This window comes from Nocardia acidivorans NBRC 108247, assembly GCF_001625085.1.
Lineage (GTDB): Bacteria > Actinomycetota > Actinomycetes > Mycobacteriales > Mycobacteriaceae > Nocardia > Nocardia acidivorans.
In genome coordinates, this window is the sequence record NZ_BDAW01000100.1 from 14134 (window position 1) to 31998 (window position 17865).

The 17865-nt window shown below is 68.0% G+C and carries 12 protein-coding genes and 1 tRNA gene; 8 read left to right on the forward strand and 5 right to left on the reverse strand.

The features are described from left to right. Positions 1-21: 21 nt before the first annotated feature. Positions 22-243 (reverse strand): DUF3618 domain-containing protein, encoded by a 222-nt coding sequence (locus NA10_RS32585; protein WP_067574554.1) that lies wholly within the window; start codon positions 241-243, stop codon positions 22-24. Positions 244-375: 132 nt separating this feature from the next. On the opposite strand from NA10_RS32585, the gene bcp reads away from it, so the two are divergent. After that, positions 376-849, forward strand: coding sequence for a thioredoxin-dependent thiol peroxidase (bcp, locus tag NA10_RS32590; RefSeq protein ID WP_067574567.1), 474 nt, complete (start codon positions 376-378; stop codon positions 847-849). Positions 850-915: 66 nt separating this feature from the next. Here bcp and NA10_RS32595 read toward each other — a convergent pair whose 3' ends face one another. After that, entirely contained in the window at positions 916-2208 is a 1293-nt protein-coding gene (locus NA10_RS32595) for a DUF7159 family protein (protein ID WP_067574555.1), read from the reverse strand. A gap of 327 nt (positions 2209-2535) precedes the next feature. On the opposite strand from NA10_RS32595, the gene NA10_RS32600 reads away from it, so the two are divergent. Further along, the gene (locus tag NA10_RS32600; protein WP_245678132.1) at positions 2536-3180 is read left to right on the forward strand and encodes a TetR/AcrR family transcriptional regulator; all 645 of its coding nucleotides are present in this window, start codon (positions 2536-2538) and stop codon (positions 3178-3180) included. 70 nt (positions 3181-3250) lie between these two features. On the opposite strand, the gene acpS is transcribed toward NA10_RS32600, so the two are convergent. Both acpS and NA10_RS32610 read right to left on the reverse strand, forming a co-directional pair. Further along, positions 3251-3673 carry a holo-ACP synthase AcpS gene (gene acpS, locus NA10_RS32605; RefSeq protein ID WP_067574557.1) on the reverse strand — a complete coding sequence of 141 codons (423 nt, stop codon included), beginning with the start codon at positions 3671-3673 and terminating at the stop codon, positions 3251-3253. Positions 3674-3789: 116 nt separating this feature from the next. After that, positions 3790-13134, reverse strand: a complete 9345-nt coding sequence (locus tag NA10_RS32610) for a type I polyketide synthase (RefSeq protein WP_067574558.1) — start codon at positions 13132-13134, stop codon at positions 3790-3792. 389 nt (positions 13135-13523) lie between these two features. On the opposite strand from NA10_RS32610, the gene NA10_RS32615 reads away from it, so the two are divergent. From NA10_RS32615 to NA10_RS32635, 6 genes are all read left to right on the forward strand, one after another. Then, positions 13524-13605, forward strand: a tRNA-Leu gene (locus NA10_RS32615). Positions 13606-13777: 172 nt separating this feature from the next. After that, complete coding sequence (locus tag NA10_RS32620) at positions 13778-14017, forward strand: hypothetical protein (RefSeq protein WP_067574559.1); 240 nt, start codon at positions 13778-13780, stop codon at positions 14015-14017. Between the two features lie 257 nt (positions 14018-14274). Continuing rightward, complete coding sequence (locus NA10_RS37310) at positions 14275-14610, forward strand: hypothetical protein (RefSeq protein WP_157556902.1); 336 nt, start codon at positions 14275-14277, stop codon at positions 14608-14610. A gap of 510 nt (positions 14611-15120) precedes the next feature. Beyond that, the gene (locus tag NA10_RS38000) at positions 15121-15321 is read left to right on the forward strand and encodes a hypothetical protein (RefSeq protein ID WP_067574560.1); all 201 of its coding nucleotides are present in this window, start codon (positions 15121-15123) and stop codon (positions 15319-15321) included. Between the two features lie 5 nt (positions 15322-15326). Next, a complete protein-coding gene (locus NA10_RS32630; protein ID WP_218021624.1) occupies positions 15327-16145 on the forward strand; it encodes a dihydrofolate reductase family protein in 819 nt (272 codons plus the stop codon). Positions 16146-16176: 31 nt separating this feature from the next. Next, positions 16177-16980, forward strand: coding sequence for an alpha/beta fold hydrolase (locus NA10_RS32635; protein ID WP_067574562.1), 804 nt, complete (start codon positions 16177-16179; stop codon positions 16978-16980). Between the two features lie 165 nt (positions 16981-17145). Here NA10_RS32635 and NA10_RS38350 read toward each other — a convergent pair whose 3' ends face one another. Then, positions 17146-17679, reverse strand: a complete 534-nt coding sequence (locus NA10_RS38350) for a tyrosine-type recombinase/integrase (RefSeq protein ID WP_373862471.1) — start codon at positions 17677-17679, stop codon at positions 17146-17148. Positions 17680-17865: the final 186 nt, after the last annotated feature.

The following is a 17865-nucleotide window of genomic DNA, read 5'->3' on the forward strand; positions in this document are numbered from 1 at the left end:
TTCATTCTCGACTCGCCGGCTTCAGCGGAAGACCTTGATCAGGATCAGGCCGACCACGACCACACCCGCGCCGATCAGGCTGTACTTGATCTTCGGCTCGTTCACCTTCGCCACCAGCGCCTGCTTGGTGTTGTCGGCCAACCGCTGCGGGTCGGCCCGCACCGCGAGTTCGTCGAGGGTGTTCGCGAGCCGGCTCCGTGCGGCCTCGATCTCCCGCTCGATGGCCTCGGTATCTCTCGCCACGTCACACTCCTGTCTGAAAAGCCGCGCTTGGGCGGCACCGTCGTCTCGAGGCGGCTCGCCACACACGGGCAGCCGACCTGCTCTGGAGTGTATCGTCCGCATGCCGTCGGACCGGCGTACTACGGTGTCGGCATGACCGAGAACCATCGACTCAGTCCCGGTGACACCGCGCCCGCCTTCACGCTTCCCGATGCCGATGGCAAGGAGGTGTCCCTGGCCGACTATCGCGGTCGCAAGGTGATCGTCTACTTCTACCCGGCGGCGAGCACGCCCGGATGCACCAAGCAGGCGTGCGATTTCCGCGACAGTCTCGCCGAATTGAATGGGGCGGGGCTGGAGGTTATCGGGATTTCGCCGGATAAGCCCGCCAAGCTGGCCAAGTTCCGCGATGCGGAGGGGCTCACCTTTCCGCTGCTGTCGGATCCCGATAAAACGGTGCTCCAGGCTTACGGGGCGTTCGGGGAGAAGACGATGTACGGCAAGACCGTCACCGGGGTTATCCGCTCCACCTTCCTGGTGGATGAGAGCGGCAAGATCGAGGTGGCGCAGTACAACGTGCGCGCCACCGGCCATGTGGCGAAGCTGCGGCGCGAGCTGTCGGTCTAGTCGGGAAATCGAAAGTCCCGACCCCCAACGGGCCGGGACTTTCGATTTCGATCGGTCCGCGTGGCGTCAGACGCCGCGCGGCACCAATTGTGCTGCCGCCCACTGCATCATCATGCGGAAGTGGTTGTCCCACCACTTACCGAACTCCGGTGAATCCAGGGCGGGCGGAGCGAGTTCACCCGCGAAGAGGCCGGTATCGGTGAGAGCGGCCGAATGCGTGGGCGCGGGGATGATGTAGTCCGCGTTATTGCTCGCGGGCTCGGCATCGGGCTGCGACTTCACCAGCGGCTTGGACGGACGCCAATGTGCCACATCGGGATTGGTCGGGCCCCAGTTGAGGGCGGCGGGATCGATGGTGACCATATCGGGCTCGGGGGCCGGTGCGGGCCGCTCGAGCAACGGTGCGCCCGCATCGGTCGGGGTGGGATCACCGGGCAGCCCCGGGACCATGCCACCGGCCGAGCCGGTGTCGGGAGCGGGCTCGCCGATCGGATGCTCGACGCCATTGGTCCGGGCGTCCGCGGAGACGCGCGAATCGGTGAGCATGGGTTCGGGCACGCTCTTGGAGTTGTTGCTCGCCGCGTACACGCCACCGGCGACCAGACCACCCGCCAGCACACTCGCCGCGGCGAACAGGGCGGCGGTGCCGCGCGCCCGGCGAATGCGCTCGGCGGCCTCACCGGCGTACTCGGCCTCCGGCATGGCGGCCAGCGCCGCGCCGATGGCGGGTGCGGCGGCGGCGACCGAACACGGGATGACCGGTGCGCCGAAGCCCGATTCCAGGGCCGCGATCACGGCGGGTTCGCTTGCGGCGGAACCGATCAGCACCACCGCGTCCGGCTTCACCCCGGCGGCGTCGAACTGATCCCACGCGGCGGTGACGGCGGCGCGCATGGCCTCGTCATTGGTGGCTCCGCCGTTCAGCGCGACCGCGGCCAGCACTCGGGAGCGGGCGGGGTCGATGAGCGAGAACGCCTGCGAACCCGGGACCACCTCGCAGATGGCGAGATCGTCGAATTCGTCCACCCAGGTCATGGCCCGGGCGACGAACAGATGCGCGGCCTTGGCCGAGACCAGCGACGCCTCATGCCAGGGTCCGGAGGCCAGCCGGGTGACGATGGCCCGGCGCTCGGCGGCATCGCGGTAGGCGACGGCCGCGCCGACGATATCGCGATCGGGGCTGAGCTTGCCCGCGAGCTCCTCCAGCACCAACTCGACCGCGGCGGCCAGATCGGCCTTGGTATCGCCGGTGATCTTCTCGACGCGCTCCAGCACCACGCGTTCCTGCAATTTATCGCCGTCGTCGGCGAGGGCCACCGCGCGCACGGTGCCGCGCTCGGTGGCGACGCCGATCGTCACCGCGGAACGAACAACAGCAGAAGCAACCACAGATCAGCCTTCCAACGTCGTCGTGCTCGCATTTGCCGAGGCACGGTTTTGTTCGGACGAAGCCCACGAGAGGAGTGCAAACGCATGCAACTGGGAAGCAGCTGCGATGAAGGTTCGTCACCGCTCCCGGTGCGGATGGGTGTTATTCCGGAACGACATAGGGACACACGAACTACCGCAGCGTGTCATCGGAGTGTCGCTACCTCTAGGCTGTTGCACGTGGAAGCACGCACGGGAGCCAGGTCGACGCGACGACCGGACCCTGCGTTGGAGTTGCAGGACGACCCGCAGGAGCTGATGCCCCGTCGCCGCCCGACGCAGGAACGGAGCAAACGCAAGTTCGACGCCCTCTTGCAGTCCTCCCGCGAATTGCTCGTCGAGGTCGGCTTCGAATCGTTCACCTGTGAGGAAGTCGCGGCCCGCGCTGAGGTCCCCATCGGCACCCTCTACCAGTTCTTCGCGAACAAGTATGTGATCGTCTGCGAGCTGAATCGCCAAGACCTGGTGGCGGTTTCCCAGGAGCTGTCGGATTTCCACGGCGAGATCCCGTCGATGGACTGGCTGCGCCATATGAACTCGCTGGTCGATCACCTGGCCGATCTGTGGATGACCGATCCGTCGCGGCGCGAGGTCTGGCTCGCCATGCAGTCCACACCGTCGACGCGAGCCACCGGCGCGATCCACGAGAAGGAGTTCGCCGAGGCGGTGGCGCAGATGCTGCGCTCGCTGATGCCGCGCACCCCGCGCATCCGCCGCTCGATGATGGCGCAGGTGCTGGTGCACGTCGTCTACTCGATGCTGAATTTCTCGGTGCAGGATGGCCTGAGCCATGAGGACGCGGTCGCCGAACTCAAACGCCTGATGGTCGCGTATCTGTTGATCGCGGAGAAGGAATCGCGCACCGGCGGGCAGCGCACGCCCCTGGAGACCGACGCCGGCTGAGCGGGAAACGCGAACGGTGTGCCGCGATCGAAATGCGGCACACCATTTTTCGCGCGTATCGGCCGAGAAATCAGCCCTGAATCAGATCGGCCAGTTCACCCGGGTCCTCCAGCACCACCATGGCGGCCGCCGTATCGCCGTCATGGGTCAGCGACAGGTGTACGCGCACCCGGGGCAGGAATTCGGCTGCGAGACCGTGCAATTTGATGCTGGGGCGGCCCCAGGCGTCATTCACGACCTCGATCAGCGGGTAGGGGTTGTCACCGATCTGCGGACTGCGGGCGAAGCGAGAAGACGCCCACGCCTTGATGACCGCTTCTTTCGCGGCCCAGCGGGCGGCGTAGCTGCGGGCCGGATCGGTGCCTTTGCCTTGGCAATAGCGCCGCTCTCCGGCGGTGAAACTCTCCCGGATCATGGTGGTGCCGGTGCGTTCCAGCTGTTCGGCGAATTCGGAGATGCAAACCAAATCCAGGCCGATGCCAAGAATTGTCACAGCGTGGGACTCCTCGATTCCTTATGAGTGCAGTCGATTCCTGCAACATACATAACAGCGGAGCCTACGGTTCCGTAGGCTCCGCTGTTCGGTCGTTCAGCTATTCCAGCTGAGTCTCACCGGCAAGCCGGTCCGGGCGGGACGGCGACATAGGTTGCGTCCGAACCCAATCGGGCCTGCTGCGAGAGCAGCATGTCGGCCTCGAGCTGCCGCGACTTCTTGGCCGGGGTGCCATCGCCGCCGAGGCGGCGATCGGCGGGGCGCTCATAGAGCGGAGCGCCACCGCACATGGCCTCGGTGAGACGCTGGCGGCCGGCGAGCTGACGCTGTTCGGCCCGGCGCTGGTACTCCTCGCGCAGCCCCGGATCCAGGGCCTCGATGAAGGCCTGCGGATGCACGATGGCGACCAGACCCGAGACGTGGCCGAAGCCGAGCGAGGTGACCAGACCGGCCTTGAGCGGGAAGCGATCTCCGAGCTCCATGGCCTCGCGTACCCACACCAGGTGCGGGTACGCCGCCATCTTCTCGTCGACGCAGTCCAGGCTGCGGTTCGGCGGGATGACGCCCTGCTCCAGCACCTGGCACAGGCCGATCATCTGGAAGGCCGCCGCGCCGCCCTTCGCGTGACCGGTGAGGGTCTTCTGCGAAATCACGAACAGCGGAGCGCCTTCCGAGCGGCCGATGGCGGTGGCCAGGCGCTCGTGCAGCTCGGACTCGTTGGGATCGTTTGCGGCGGTGGAGGTGTCGTGCTTGGAGATCACCGCGACCTCGTCCGCGCTCACACCCAGCTTGCCGAGTTCCTTGGCCAGCTTGGACTGTGCCCCACCGCGACCCGCGCCGAGCGCGCCCAGACCGGGGGCCGGAATGGAGGTGTGCACACCGTCCGCGAAGGACTGGGCGTACGCGACCACACCGAGCACCGGCAGACCCATATCGCGAGCGACCGTACCGCGGGCGAGCAATACCGTTCCGCCGCCCATCGATTCGACGAAGCCGCCGCGGCGGCGATCGTTGGCCCGGGAGAAGTAGCGGTCGCTGATGCCCTTGGCGGACATGACGGCCGAGTCGGCGGTGGCGGACATGTCACCGAAGCCGACGATGCCCTCGATGCCGAGATCGTCGTACCCGCCGGCGACCACCAGATCGGCCTTGCCGAGCTTGATCTTGTCCACACCCTCCTCCACGGAGACCGCGGCGGTGGCGCAGGCGGCGACCGGGTGGATCATGCCGCCGTAGCTGCCCACGTAGCTCTGCACCACATGTGCCAGTGCGACGTTCGGCAGCGCCTCCTGCAGGATGTCGTTGGCGTGCGGCTCACCGAGCAGGTTGTCGATGTACAGCGAGCGCATGGAGGACATGCCGCCCATACCGGTGCCCTGGGTGTTGGCCACCAGCGACGGGTGCACCCATTGCATGAGCTCGGCCGGGCTGAAGCCCGAGCCCAGGAACGCGTCGACGGTGCAGACGATGTTCCAGAGCGCCACGCGGTCAACCGAACTCGCCATATCGGCGGAGATGCCGAAGCGGGTCGGATCCCAGCCGGTGGGGATCTGGCCGCCGACCACGCGGGACAGCTTGGCCTTGCGGGGCACGCGAATCTCGGTGCCCGCCTTGCGAGTCACCTGCCAGTCGCCGGTGCCGTCGACCGGCGTGATGACGGTCTGGTCCGGGTTGGCGGCGTAGAAGGCCCGCGCCTCGGACTCGCTGTTGACGACGAAGGACAGGTCCTTGTCCAGGAACACCGAGGTGAGCAGCGGCGCGGTGTTCCCCACCATGGCGCCGTCATCGGCGTAGCGGCGCACGCCGCAGCGCTCGACCACGATGTCGTGGTACTTGTCCGCGAGGTCGGCCTCCTCGACGTACTCACCGGATTCGGTGTCGTACCAGCCGGGCTTGGGATCGTTCTCCCAGGTGACCAGGCCGGTGGTCCAGGCCAGCTCCAGAACGCCCGCGGCGGAGAGCTGGTCGGAGACCTCCATCTCGAAGCGGGTGCGCGCCGAACCGTAGGGGCCCAGCTCGCCCGCGCCGACGATGACGACCATATCGTCGAGATCGGCTGTCACCGAACCCCATTCGGGGGTCGGCAGCTTGGAGGACAGCGTCGGCGGTGCGGGCAGCGCCGAAATGGTCGCGGCGTCAACACCTTCGGCGTCGGCCTCCGCCTCGGCCTGTTCGCGCGCCTGGCGAGCCAGTTCCGGCAGATCCAGCTTGGCCCCGGCCAGGCCGCCGGTCAGATCGATCTGCTGCGGTCCGGAGGCGGTCACGATGCGGGCCCGCGAGGTGCACCACTTGAGCAGCTCATTGGCCATCTGCTCGGTGGACCAGGTCTGCACGCCCGCCTTCTCGACGGCCTCGACCAGCGGATCGTTCCCGCCCATGAGCCCGGTGCCGCGCACCCAGCCGATGAGCGCGTGCACCAGGGTGACCCGGGCGGCCCAGGACTTCTCGGCCCGCCACTTGCTGACGATGGCATCGAGCGCGGCCTTGGACTCGCCGTACGCGCCGTCACCGCCGAACATGCCGCGGTTGGGCGAACCCGGCAGCACCACATGCAGTTTCGCGTCCACATCGTGGTCCGCGCCCAGCTTGGACAGACCGCCGATGAGGCGCTCCACCGACCACAGCAGGACGCGCATCTCCATTTCGGCGCGAGCCCCGGCATCGGCGAGATCACCGGCGACGCGGGGTGCGGCGAACGGCAGCAGCAGGGTGGGGGTCATCGCCTCCTTGACCAGAACCTTGGCGCCACCGGCATTGTCGACCTGCTCGTTGCCGACCCACTCGATGAGCGCGTCGATATCGGTGTAGGAGGCCATATTCGCCGGGACGACCCAGAGCGACGCGCCGTGGCGGGCGTTCTCGCGGTACAGCTTCTTGTAGAAGCCGACCCGCTCGTCGTTCAGCGAGGAGGTGGTGACGATGACGGTCGCACCGCCGGCGAGCAGGCGTCCGGTCGCGGCGGCCGCGATGGAACCCTTACTGGCACCGGTGATCACGGCGATATCCGAGGACCAGGTACCCGGATCCTCGGCGGAAACGGCGGCCTCGGCAATGCGGCCGTAGAGTCCGGCCAGCACCGAGCGGGCCTCGCTCTTGGCGCGCTCACGCCACCAGTTGGCCTGTGTCGCAACGGCTTCGCCCGCACCAACGTAGCCGTCGATGGGGAGTTCGGCATTGTTCGCGTCGTTGCCGAGCCACAGGCGCGCGAGATCCTCACGCGCACTGGCCCAGCGGTCGTCGATGAGCAGCGCCTTGCGGGCGTCGAAGGCGGGGGCGACCAGTCGCGGCCAGTCACTGCCCAATTCGGCGGAGACCAGATCGACCAGATTGTCGTCCGAGATCTCGGGCGCGGAGAGCTGCTCGGTCAGGCCGAGCTGCTCGAGCACCACCCGGGCGGCGCTGGCCAGGACGCCATTGCTGCCGGTGATCTGCTCGGTGAACTCGCCGAGCGCGGCGGCGTCGACGGTCGCGCCGCCACCGCCACCGGCGGACGGCATGGAGACCGCGACACCGCGGCGGGCCGCCACGGCCTGCACGGCGGCATCGATGGCCGCGTCCACGGCCGCACCGTCGTTCAGGCCACCGGAGACGAGTCCGCCCAGGTCGCCACCGCGAACGGAAGCGCCTTCCCGGGTGCCGAGCGACACCTCGGCGGTGACATGGCTGGCCCAGCCGTCGCCCAGGTCCCAGACCTTCTTGACGCGCTCGGCAATGGCGGCGGGCCGCTTGCCCGACGGTCCGAAGACCTTGCGCAGGTGATCGCCGATGGCATCGGACAGCACCGAGCCGAACGGCTTGTAGGTGCGGGCCAGCCGCTCGACCGTCGCGGAGAGCGCACCCATATCGGCATCGGCGGCGCCGTCGATGGCGCCGAGCGAGAGCTCCGCGCCGAGGTCCACGAGCAGCTGATTACGCCGCGAGGAGACGCCGTCGCACAGGCCCTCGATGGTGTCCACCGGACCGATCTGGTCCAGCCGCAGCTTGGTCCAGAGCGCGATCAGAATGCGGGTGGCGTCCGCGGCGCTGAAGCCGAGGTCGTCCGGGCGCGGGCCGCCGGTGGCGACCGGGGCCGCGGCGGGGGCGGCGGCCGGAGCCGTTGCGGCGGAAGCGGTCTCGGCCGGGGTCTCCTCCGGCTCGTCGACCGGCGCCGGGTCGGTGTCGGTGGAGTAGACGATGGCGGCTTCGCGCTCGATATTGAGCACCTCGACCGTGGTGTTCGAGAACGCGGGCAGCTTGAGCGTATTGGAGGCCAGGTTCGCGACGGTGGGCGTCGCGGCCAGACCGACCTCGACGAACCGCTCGACGCCCAGGCCGCCGTGCTCGACATCGGTGAAGAGCAGATCCTGGGTCTCGATCCAGCGCACCGGGCTGGCGAACTGCCAGGCCAGCAGCTCGACCAGCACCACGCGGCACAGTTCGGTCGGCCGGGCGGCCCAATCATCCCAATTGCCGAGCACTTCGGCGAGCGGCTCGGACGGGACCAGGTCCGCGATCTCCTGGATGAAATCGCGCCCCAGGTTGAACAGTCGCGGCACCAGGTTCGGAATGTAGCGTCCGACAAGGAGTTCCGGGTGCAGGTCGGCGGGCAGCAGCCCCTCGAGCTTGGTGCGGAACTCCGGCACCCCGGCGCGCAGCACGGTGGAGTGGAACGGCACATCGATGCCCGGGATGACGACGAACGCGCGCTTGCCGCCGGTTTCGGCGCGCAGACGCTCGATCTCGACCTCGAGGGCCTCGAGCCCGGCCACGGTACCCGCGATGGCGTACTGCGAGCCGCGCAGGTTGAGGTTCACGACCTCGAGGAACTCACCGGACTCCTCGCCGATGCGGTTCACGAACGGGATGACCTCGTGATCGGCGATGCCGATCTGCGACGGGCGGATGGCGGCCATCCGATAGTCGCTGAGGCCCTGCGCATTACGCGGTACCAGCTCATGCATGGCCGAGCCGCGCTGGAATACCACCTCGAGCACGGCGTGCAGCGGCAGCACGCCGGCCACGGCCGAGAGCGCGTTGTACTCACCGACGGAATGCCCGGCGAGCATGGCCCCTTCGATGAAGGCACCGGCCTCGCGCAGCTCCGCGACCTGGGCCACACCGAGGGTCGCCATGGCGACCTGGGTGAACTGGGTCAGGTGCAGGACGCCCTGCGGATGCCGGTATTCGACACCGCGCGCCTTGAGGTAGGTCGGATTGTCGCGCACCACAGCGAGAATCGAGAAGCCCAGGGCCTCGCGGGTGTGCTTGTCGGCGGCGTCCCAGACCTCCTTGGCTGCCTTGGAGCGGGTGCGGGCGTCCAGACCCATCCCCTTGGTCTGAATGCCCTGGCCCGGGAAGGCGTAGACGGTCTTCGGCGCGGCGACGCGGCCGGTGCCGGTCATGACGAGATCGCCCGCGATGCGGCAGGAGACCTCGATGATCTCGGTGCCCTGATCCACCGCGACGCGTTCCACGCGCACATCGATCTGCGCGCCGGGGCGCACCATGCCGAGGAAGCGGGTGGTCCACGCGGTGAGGGTGCGCGGGGGCACCTTATCGCTCAGGTCGATAGCCGAAACCGCGTGCTGCGCAGCGGCACTGAGCCACATGCCGTGCACGATCGGGCTGCCGAGCCCGGCCAGCTTGGCGGCGGCCTCGGAGGTGTGGATCGGGTTGTGATCGCCCGAGACCTGCGCGAAGGCGGCCATGGCCCGCGGTGCGGTCAGCGTGACATCGCGACGGCGGCGACGCGGGGTGTCACCGGCGTGCTCCGAGAGCGAACCACCGGCGCGCGGCGGATCGGTGAGCTCACCATTGCCGATGCGGCCGCGAATGGCGAAACGCTCGGTCAGGGTGGCCACGGTCGGCATGGACATGCCGGTCTCGGGCTTGTCGAGCATGCCGGAGATGCGCACGTGCACCTCCACGACGCGACCCATATCGGTGTCGACGGTCTCGCCCGCCTCCGCCCGCACCGCGAGCACGCTTGCGGCGGTGGGCAATTCACCGTTCAGCCGGATCTGGTGATCCAGGTGCACCAGGTCGAGCATGCCCTCGATGACGCTGCGGTCATCGGCGGTGCGGCTCGCGCCGAGCACCGCGAAGACCGCGGGCCAGCAGGCGCCGACCAGCACATCGGGGACGCTGCGGCCGAGGGTGCTCAGGCCCTCCGGCAGACCGGAGCCGGTGACACCGGCGTGGTCGGCGATGAGGTCCGGGCTCCAGGCCACATTGAGATGCGCGACCTTCGCACCGCCCTCGGCGGTCTTGACCTCGGGCAGCGACTGCCCGGCGGCGACGGCGAGCAGCGCCGACATGGCCTCGGTGGCATCGGCTTCGGTGATGACCGGTGCGCCGCCGTTGTACACCGACACCGGGACGGTGATCCGAATGCGCACGGCGTCTTGCGAATCGGACACCGCGCGGCCGAGCAGCGGGACGGCCAGCTCGACGTAGGCGTGATCGGCCTCGGGCTCGGCGATCGGGGTGAGGGTGGCCCCGGTCGGCGGGTGGATCGCGCCCTGGCCGTTCAACGTCCACTCGGCCAGGTCCCCCAGGCGATGGATGGGGTTGACGGTGGTGCGGCCGGACCACTGCACATCCGGTGCGGCCAGCACGATATCGATGGCGCCGGCGGTGACCTCGGCGCGGCGGCGGCCGTCGACGGCGGCCGGCACGACGCCCGCGCGCACCAGCGAGTACGCGGTGTCCTGTTCGAAGCGGTCCAGGAGTTCACCGACCGGCTCGTCCACCCGGGTGATGCCCGCGACGGCGACCGTGCCGGGGATGACGCAGACCTGATCGGCGGTGTAGCGCGGATCATGCGCCTGCCACAGCGAATCCGAGCGCCACCAGCGGCGCACGTCCTGATCGACGACGGGGACGAAATTGACCGGCTTGCCGGGGGTCTTGCACAGGCTGACGAAGAACGGCACATCGGCCGGGTGCAGGACGGCCTCGGCGACGGCCGGGTACTGCTCCTTCAACGTGCACAGGGCCTTGACCGGGGTCTCGAAGGCGTCATCGCTCGCGAAGAGGGTGTCGATCTGCCCGCGGTCGGCCGGGTTCAGACGGGATTCGGTGCGGCGCACCATTTCCGCGAACCGGTCGCGCCAGGTGATGTCCAGCCAGACCGAGGCGGTGGCGTCGGCGATGGCGGAGGCGAAATCGCCGCCGCAGTCGAAATCCTTGCGCCGGTCCAGGCCGACGGCGAGCTCGACGTAGCGTTCCAGCCACTCCAGGTAGGTCATGGTGGCGACATCGCCGAAGTACGGCTTGGCGGTGCCGTTGAGCGCCTCGATGATCTCGGCGCGGCGCTCGGCGACGGCGTCGGCGTCACCGGCGACCTCGTCGAGCAGGCGGCCGGTGCGCGAGGCCGAGTTGTCGATCTCGTGGATGTCCGCGCCCAATTGGCTACGGCCCGAAGCCATTCCACCGGTGGCGGTGCCCGCGGCGACCCAGTCGGGGGTGCCGGGGGTGTCCACCAGCAGCTGCTTGACCTCGGGGGTGGTGGTGGCCTCGAGGGTGGCCATGGCGGCGGTGCCGACCAGGACGCCGTCCAGCGGCATGACCGGGTAGCCGTAGCTCTGCGACCAGGCGCCGGTGAGGTATTCGGTGGCGCGCTCGGGGGTGCCGATGCCGCCGCCGACGCAGACGATCACATTGGCGCGGCTGCGCAGTTCACCGTAGGTCTCGAGCAGCAGGTCGTCGAGGTCCTCCCAGGAGTGGTGACCACCGGCGCGGCCGCCCTCGATATGCATGATGACCGCGTAATCCGGTGCGGCATCGGCGATTCGGAGCACGGCGCGGATCTGCGCCACGGTGCCGGGCTTGAAGGCGACGTGGGTGATGCCGACTTCGGTCAGCTCCTCGATGAGGGCGACGGCCTCCTCCAGCTCCGGAATACCGGCGGTGACGATGACGCCGTCGAAGGGCGCACCCGCGGTGCGGGCCTTCTGCAGCAGGCGCTTGCCGCCCAGCTGCAACTTCCACAGGTACGGATCCAGGAACAGCGAGTTGAACTGCACCGAGCGGCCCGGATGCAGCAGGGTCTTCAGCTCGGCGACACGGTCGGCGAAGATCTGCTCGGTGACCTGACCGCCGCCGGCCAGCTCGGCCCAGTGGCCCGCATTGGCCGCCGCCGCAACGATTTTCGCGTCGACGGTGGTGGGGGTCATACCCGCCAGCAGGATGGGCGAGCGACCGGTGAGCTTGGTGAAGGCGGTCTCGACCACGATGCGGCCGTTGGGCAGGCGCACCGGCTTGGGCGCGAATTCGGCCCAGGCGGGGGCGATTTCGGGCGCGGCGCCGGGGGTGAAGAGGCTGCGCTGACCCGGACGGGTGGAGGCGGCGAGGACGCCGACGCCGGTGCCCTTGAGCGAACCGGCGGTCAGGCGGGAGAGCAGATCGCCGGGACCCAGGTCCAGAATCCACTGCGCGCCCTGGGCGACGGTGGTGTCCACAATGGTGACCCAGTCGATCGGATCGACCAGCACCTCCTGCGCGAGGGCGGCGGCCAGCTCATCGTCCAGGCCGCACTGTGCGGCCCAGCCGCGCACCATCTCCACGGTGTCGGCGAGGGCCGGGTGGTGGAAGGCGACCTCGACCGGAATGTCCTCGAAGACCGGTGCGAAGACCGCGCCGCCGCGCTTCTTGGCCTCACGCTCCTTGGACTGCTCCTCGTGGATCTCGGCCGCGCGCTGGCGAACTCGATCCAGCTGCGCCACCGGACCGCTGAGCACCGCGCGGCGGCGGCCGTTGCGAATGGAGAGCACGGCGGCCTTGTCGGCGTCCACGCCGCGCGAGACCTCGTCGACCACGGCCTGCAGCTGTTCGGGATCGACATGGGAGACCGCGACCATGGGCGAGCGCTCGCCGATCGGCATCAGACCCTTGCGACGGGCGACCAATCCGGCTGCCGCGCCGATCAACTGGGCAATGGCCAGCAATTCGGCGTCACGGTGCCCGTGCGCCTGTGCGGCGGTGGCGGCGATCCGGCCCTGTGAGTGCCCGATCACGGCCGCCGGAGCGGTGCTGACGATATCGAGGCCCTGCAGGCGCAGTGCCCGCAGCGCGGCGATCTGCGTCAGGAAGACACCGGGCATGGAGACCGCGGCGGAGCGCAACACCTGCGCGGAAGGCGCCCCCGACACCTCCCCCTGCTCCGGGTCGGCGAGCTCTTCCTCGAGCATCCAGCCGATGGGGTCGAAACCGACGGGCCGCACCACGAGCAGTTGCGCCGCAATCGGTTCCAGCTTGTTCGCCGCCTCGTTGACCAGTGCGGTCAGCTCGGGTTCGAGTGCGCTGTCGCGCCCGATCTCCTCGAGCTCGGTGAGCCAGGCGGCGCCCTGCCCACCGAACGCCAGTGCGTAGGGCGCACCCCCCAGCAACCGGTCCAAGAGCGACGACCTGACTCCACTATCCCGGTTCTGTTTGGCCCGTTCGGCCTTCGATCCGGTCCCGGTGCTCTCGTTGATCGTCAACGCTTCGACTTCCTTCTCCTGGCGTCCCCGTCCCCACAGGACTGGGCCGCGCTCACGGTGCGCAGGTGTTCCTCCGGCCAACTGGCCCTGGTAGACGCCGAGGATTCCACAAAATCATGAGGTTCTCCTCATGTTTGGTTACCGCCAGGATCCCTACCCCCGAGTATTTCCGTACGTCAGTACCAGAATGCCCACAAACATGACCCTCCCTCATGTTTGAACCCGCTGGTGAGCGCAGTTACACCCATGAAGGAAATATGAGGGCTCCTCACATTGCGATTTATCAAATCGTTATAATCCCAGGTAGGGTTACCGACCAGTACGCCACACCCTCCCGGTGCTTCTGGATCGCCGTTCAGCCCGGTAGAGTTTGGACGGTCGTACCGTTAGCGCGAGTGGCGAAATTGGCATACGCGCCAGATTTAGGTTCTGGTGTCCACGGACGTGCGGGTTCAAGTCCCGCCTCGCGCACACATCAGTGGCATGGGTGACACATCCCCGACGTGCGTGTTCGAGTGCGCTCGCACACGCGGAGGATGACCATGACGAATCGTCTTGACCTGCACCGATTCCTGGCTCGTGTGCCAGATCCCGCCCGAGTGGGCGGCCCCTCGATGACCGTCGAATCCCGTGGTGGTGCCCGGTGATCCCGCTGTTGGCACCGCTGCGGGCGCCGCTGCGGGAACTGCAGCACGGTCCTATGACCGCACCGCCGCCGCCTCCGCTTCGTCCCTCGGACCTGGCCTACGGTCTGTCCACGGTCGGCCATGGGGGCCGGATTGTGGACCGGCAGCTGTTCGAGGCGCTGAACTGGTCCGAGGGTGACCGGCTGAGCCTGCGGCCGACAGAGCGGTCCTGGTGGCCGAGCCCGCAGCCGACGTGACGCCGGGGGCTCTCACGGTCATTCGGGCCGGTTTTGTCCGGCTGCCGTATCGCTGGCGACGGCGGGTGAATCTGTTCCCGGGCGATCGAGTTCTACTGCTCGCCAACACCTCACGCAATCGATTGGCTATCTGCACGCCTCGGCGATCGCCGAGGCGTTCGACCCCCTCCTGGAGGGGCTGTCCCGATGAGCGCACCCGGCACGGAGACGGCGGGTGTCTCGGCGGAGACGGCGGCGGCGCGGCTGTGCTCTCGCAGATGGGCATCACGCCCGCCGATCTGGTCGCGGAGTCTTCCGCGCCGACCTTCGGCGAGGTCGTGGCGAAGGTCCGCACGACGCTGACGCCGGGCACGCTGCGCATCTACGACACGCATCTGTCCTGGATCGCGTCTCACAGAACTCGCCGAAACAGTCGAATTGCCAAAGGTATCTCGGTCAGTAAACCTGCCTGGAGCGCCGGCCACTACTGCCATAGATGCGGCTACGGCTTCTGGCCGTATCCGATCGCACCAGGAGTACCAGCACGCCAAGCCATCACCCCGGAGAACTTCCGCAGGATCGTGTGGAGCTCAGGCGGCTACGCCAACCTGTGAAGGTTGCGCGCCCCTGTGCCCGGGGTACCTCGATAGTCGAGCACGCCTGCGGGCGAATTCCTGATCTTCAGCGGAGTCCGAGGAGGCCAGCCGGGCGGGTCAGCCCGCCGATTCCTGGTACTCGATCCTTCCTCGACGCAGCCGACTACCGCGTCGTCCCGCTCCAGGACATCGAATCCGGCCCCGTCACTTACGGTGTCGATCTGCGTGGACTCCGTATCGTGCGACTTCGGAGAGTGCGGGTCACCGCACGTGCGTCCCCGACGATCCTGAACCAGCCGGCCGCGATGCTCGAGCTCGACCGACTCACCTCGTGAACCCGTAGTCATGACATCAGCGACCGTTTCGGGCGCTGACCCCACAATCGCCATATGGAAAGCAGTCCCCCGATCCAGCTCCGCGCACCACAGCAACGGCCCGAGACGCCTCGGGCGGTTGATCTTCGGCCTCGACGGGTTGGCCGTTTCGAACCGCGGGCTATGCGCCAGATGAGTACGTTCGGGATTCCAGGTGCCTGCTGGTCAGCGTTCCCAATTCGAGCGGGGCCAGCGTCTCGACATCCCCCTGCTGGATCTGCGGGTGGCGGGCGGCTCGATCACATCCTCCTGGTACGGCGATACCGTCACCGAACGTGACTTCCCCGCCCCGATCGGCCTCTATCGCCAGGCCTCCTCGATCTGGATTCCTTTGTCACTGAAACCATTTCGCTGAACGACGTGAGCTCGGCTCTCGAGAAGCTGCGCAGTGGCCAAGTGCTGCGCTCGGTCATTTGCCTGCAGTGGTCGAACAACGAACCGGGCGAATATGAGCTGAGTCACAATTCACTGCTTATGTCGATTCCGATGTCGAAACCCGTGCAGCCCGTTCGAGGACTACTCGAACAGTATCGAAGACGACGTCGAGGAGACGACATGCCCAACGTTCGCACCGATATGACGATCTCATTGGAGGGCTACATCTGTGGGCTCGCCGCGCAGCAGCCGCCCTACCTCGACGAAGGGTTCTTTCGGATCACCGAATGGGCTGTCGCGCACGAGGCTTGGCGTGAACGCGCGGGGTTCGACGGCGGAGCACAGGGCACCGACGATGCCTTGCTGAAGGAAATGTTCGCTCGAGCCGGCGCGTATGTGATGGGGCGCAGGATGTTCGACTCCGGGGAGGAGCCATGGGGCGAGTCTCCGCCGTTCCGCGCACCCGTGTTCGTCCTCACCCATCGTCAGCGCGAACCGCTGATCCGCAAGGGCGGCACGACTTTTCATTTCGTCACCCAGGGACTGGCGGCCGCGATCGAGCGTGCCAAGGCCGCCTGCGGCGACCGGGACGTGCAAATCAGCGGCGGCGCGAGAATCGTGCAGCAGGCGATCACCGAAGGCCTGCTCAACGAGATGCATGTTCACATCGCACCGGTGCTGCTCGGGCAGGGCACCCGGCTGTTCGATCAACTGCCCGACAGCGTGATCGAGTTGGACCGATACCAGGTCGTCGATTCACCGGCCGTCACCCACCTCGGCTTCCGATTCCCCGCCGCTGCCTGACGGCGACCAACCATCGAAAGGCACACATTCCATGACCAATCCCGTCCTGACCGCCGTCCATTCCTCCGACGGCAGCACGATCGCCGTCGAAACCACCGGCTCCGGTACACCGGTGATCCTCATCGGCGGCGCATTCAACGACCGCTCGACCGTCGCCGCGCTCGCCTCGACCCTGGCCCCCCACGCCACCGCGGTCAGCTACGACCGTCGCGGCCGGGGCGGGAGCACCGATGCCAGCGGCGACTTCGCCGTCCAATCCGAGATCGACGATCTAGCGGCAGTGATCGAGCATGTAGGCGGCGCCGCGCAGGTGTTCGGCCATTCCTCCGGCGCTGCACTGGCTTTGGAAGGCGTGCTACGCGGACTGCCGATCGACAAGGTCGCCGTGTACGAAATGCCCGCGGTGGTCGACGGCAACCGCACGGAGCCGCCGGTCGATGTCTTCGATCGGATCGTCGCCAGCCTCGGCCGCAGCGACTACGATGCCGCCGCCGAACTGTTCCTCACCGAGCAGGTCGAGGTGCCGGCGCCGATCGTTGCCGGTATGCGTGAGGCACCGATGTGGGAATTCCTTCGTGCCCAGGCCGGCAGCCTGCCCTACGACGTCGCCGTGTGCGGACCCCGGATGCGTCTGCAGTCCGACCGCTACGCCACGATCACCATCCCCGCACTGGTCGTCAACGGCGATCAGACCTGGCCGTGGATCCAGACCGCGAACCAAGCTTTGGCTGCCGCCATCCCCGGCGCACGTCGAGTAGTCCTGCCCGGTGCCGATCACGAAATCCTCGGCCGCCCCGAACTGCTCGCGCCGCTGCTACTCGACTTCTTCGGCTGAGCAGTCGCACGGTTGCTCGAATGCGAGTCCTCGCATGGATGTCATGGTGAGCAGCCGGGCCACGGCGGCGAACGCGGTGCGTAGGCCGGTGGCAAGAGGGCCGAGGATGCCGTGCAGGTGACTCGCCGCGCGTCGGCTACTCGGCATGTGCGGATGGTTGAGAGGTCATATGGCGGAAGCCATGTAGGCGGCCAGGATGTAGTTCGGGTGCCGGTCGAGGTTGGTGCGGGCACGGTCGTACCGCATGGTGGTGCGTGGGTCGGCGTGGCGGGCTGCGAGCTGGGCATCGCGCGGGTCCACTCCGGCGTCGAGCATGGTGGTGATGAAGGTGTGGCGCAGCATGTGCGGGTGCAGCGGGGGCAGCCGCACGAGCGCATGGTCGGCCATCCGCCGCAGACGCCGTGTGGCGCAGTGCCGGTCCATGCGCCGACCGCGCAGGTTCCCCAGGATCGGACCGCGAACTCGGTTCTCGATGGCGCGGTCGATGGATCGCCCGACCGCGGGCGGTAAGGGTACGAGTGCGGTCTTGGTGCCTTTGCCGGTGGTACGCATACTCGGTGCCCGTGTTCCTCGCCTCGATCGTCGATGCCGCAGCGGCATGCCTCGCTGCTCCGCGACCCGAGTAGCCCCAGCATCGCGACCAGCGCGAAGTCCGGTGGGTTGTCCGAGTCCCGGGCCGCGCACAGCACGGCTTCGCATTGCAGGTGTGAAAGTCCCAGTGTCGGTGACTCGTTCGACGCTCGCGGCCCTCGCACGTAGTCCGCGGGCGATCGGTCCAGAACGCCGTCGATGACACACGTGCGATAGAGGCCCGCGACGACGGCCAAACGGCGGGCGGCGGCGGGAGAAGCGCAGGCGCAGATCGGATTTGGTGTGGATCCGTGA

Excerpts from the sequence above, each read along its gene's own strand:
- NA10_RS37310 (WP_157556902.1), top strand. The coding sequence starts at position 14,275 with ATGGGCATCACGCCCGCCGATCTGGTCGCGGAGTCTTCCGCGCCGACC.
- NA10_RS32635 (WP_067574562.1), top strand. The coding sequence starts at position 16,177 with ATGACCAATCCCGTCCTGACCGCCGTCCATTCCTCCGACGGCAGCACG.
- NA10_RS38350 (WP_373862471.1), bottom strand. The coding sequence starts at position 17,679 with ATGCGAAGCCGTGCTGTGCGCGGCCCGGGACTCGGACAACCCACCGGA.
- bcp (WP_067574567.1), top strand. The coding sequence starts at position 376 with ATGACCGAGAACCATCGACTCAGTCCCGGTGACACCGCGCCCGCCTTC.
- NA10_RS32600 (WP_245678132.1), top strand. The coding sequence starts at position 2,536 with ATGCCCCGTCGCCGCCCGACGCAGGAACGGAGCAAACGCAAGTTCGAC.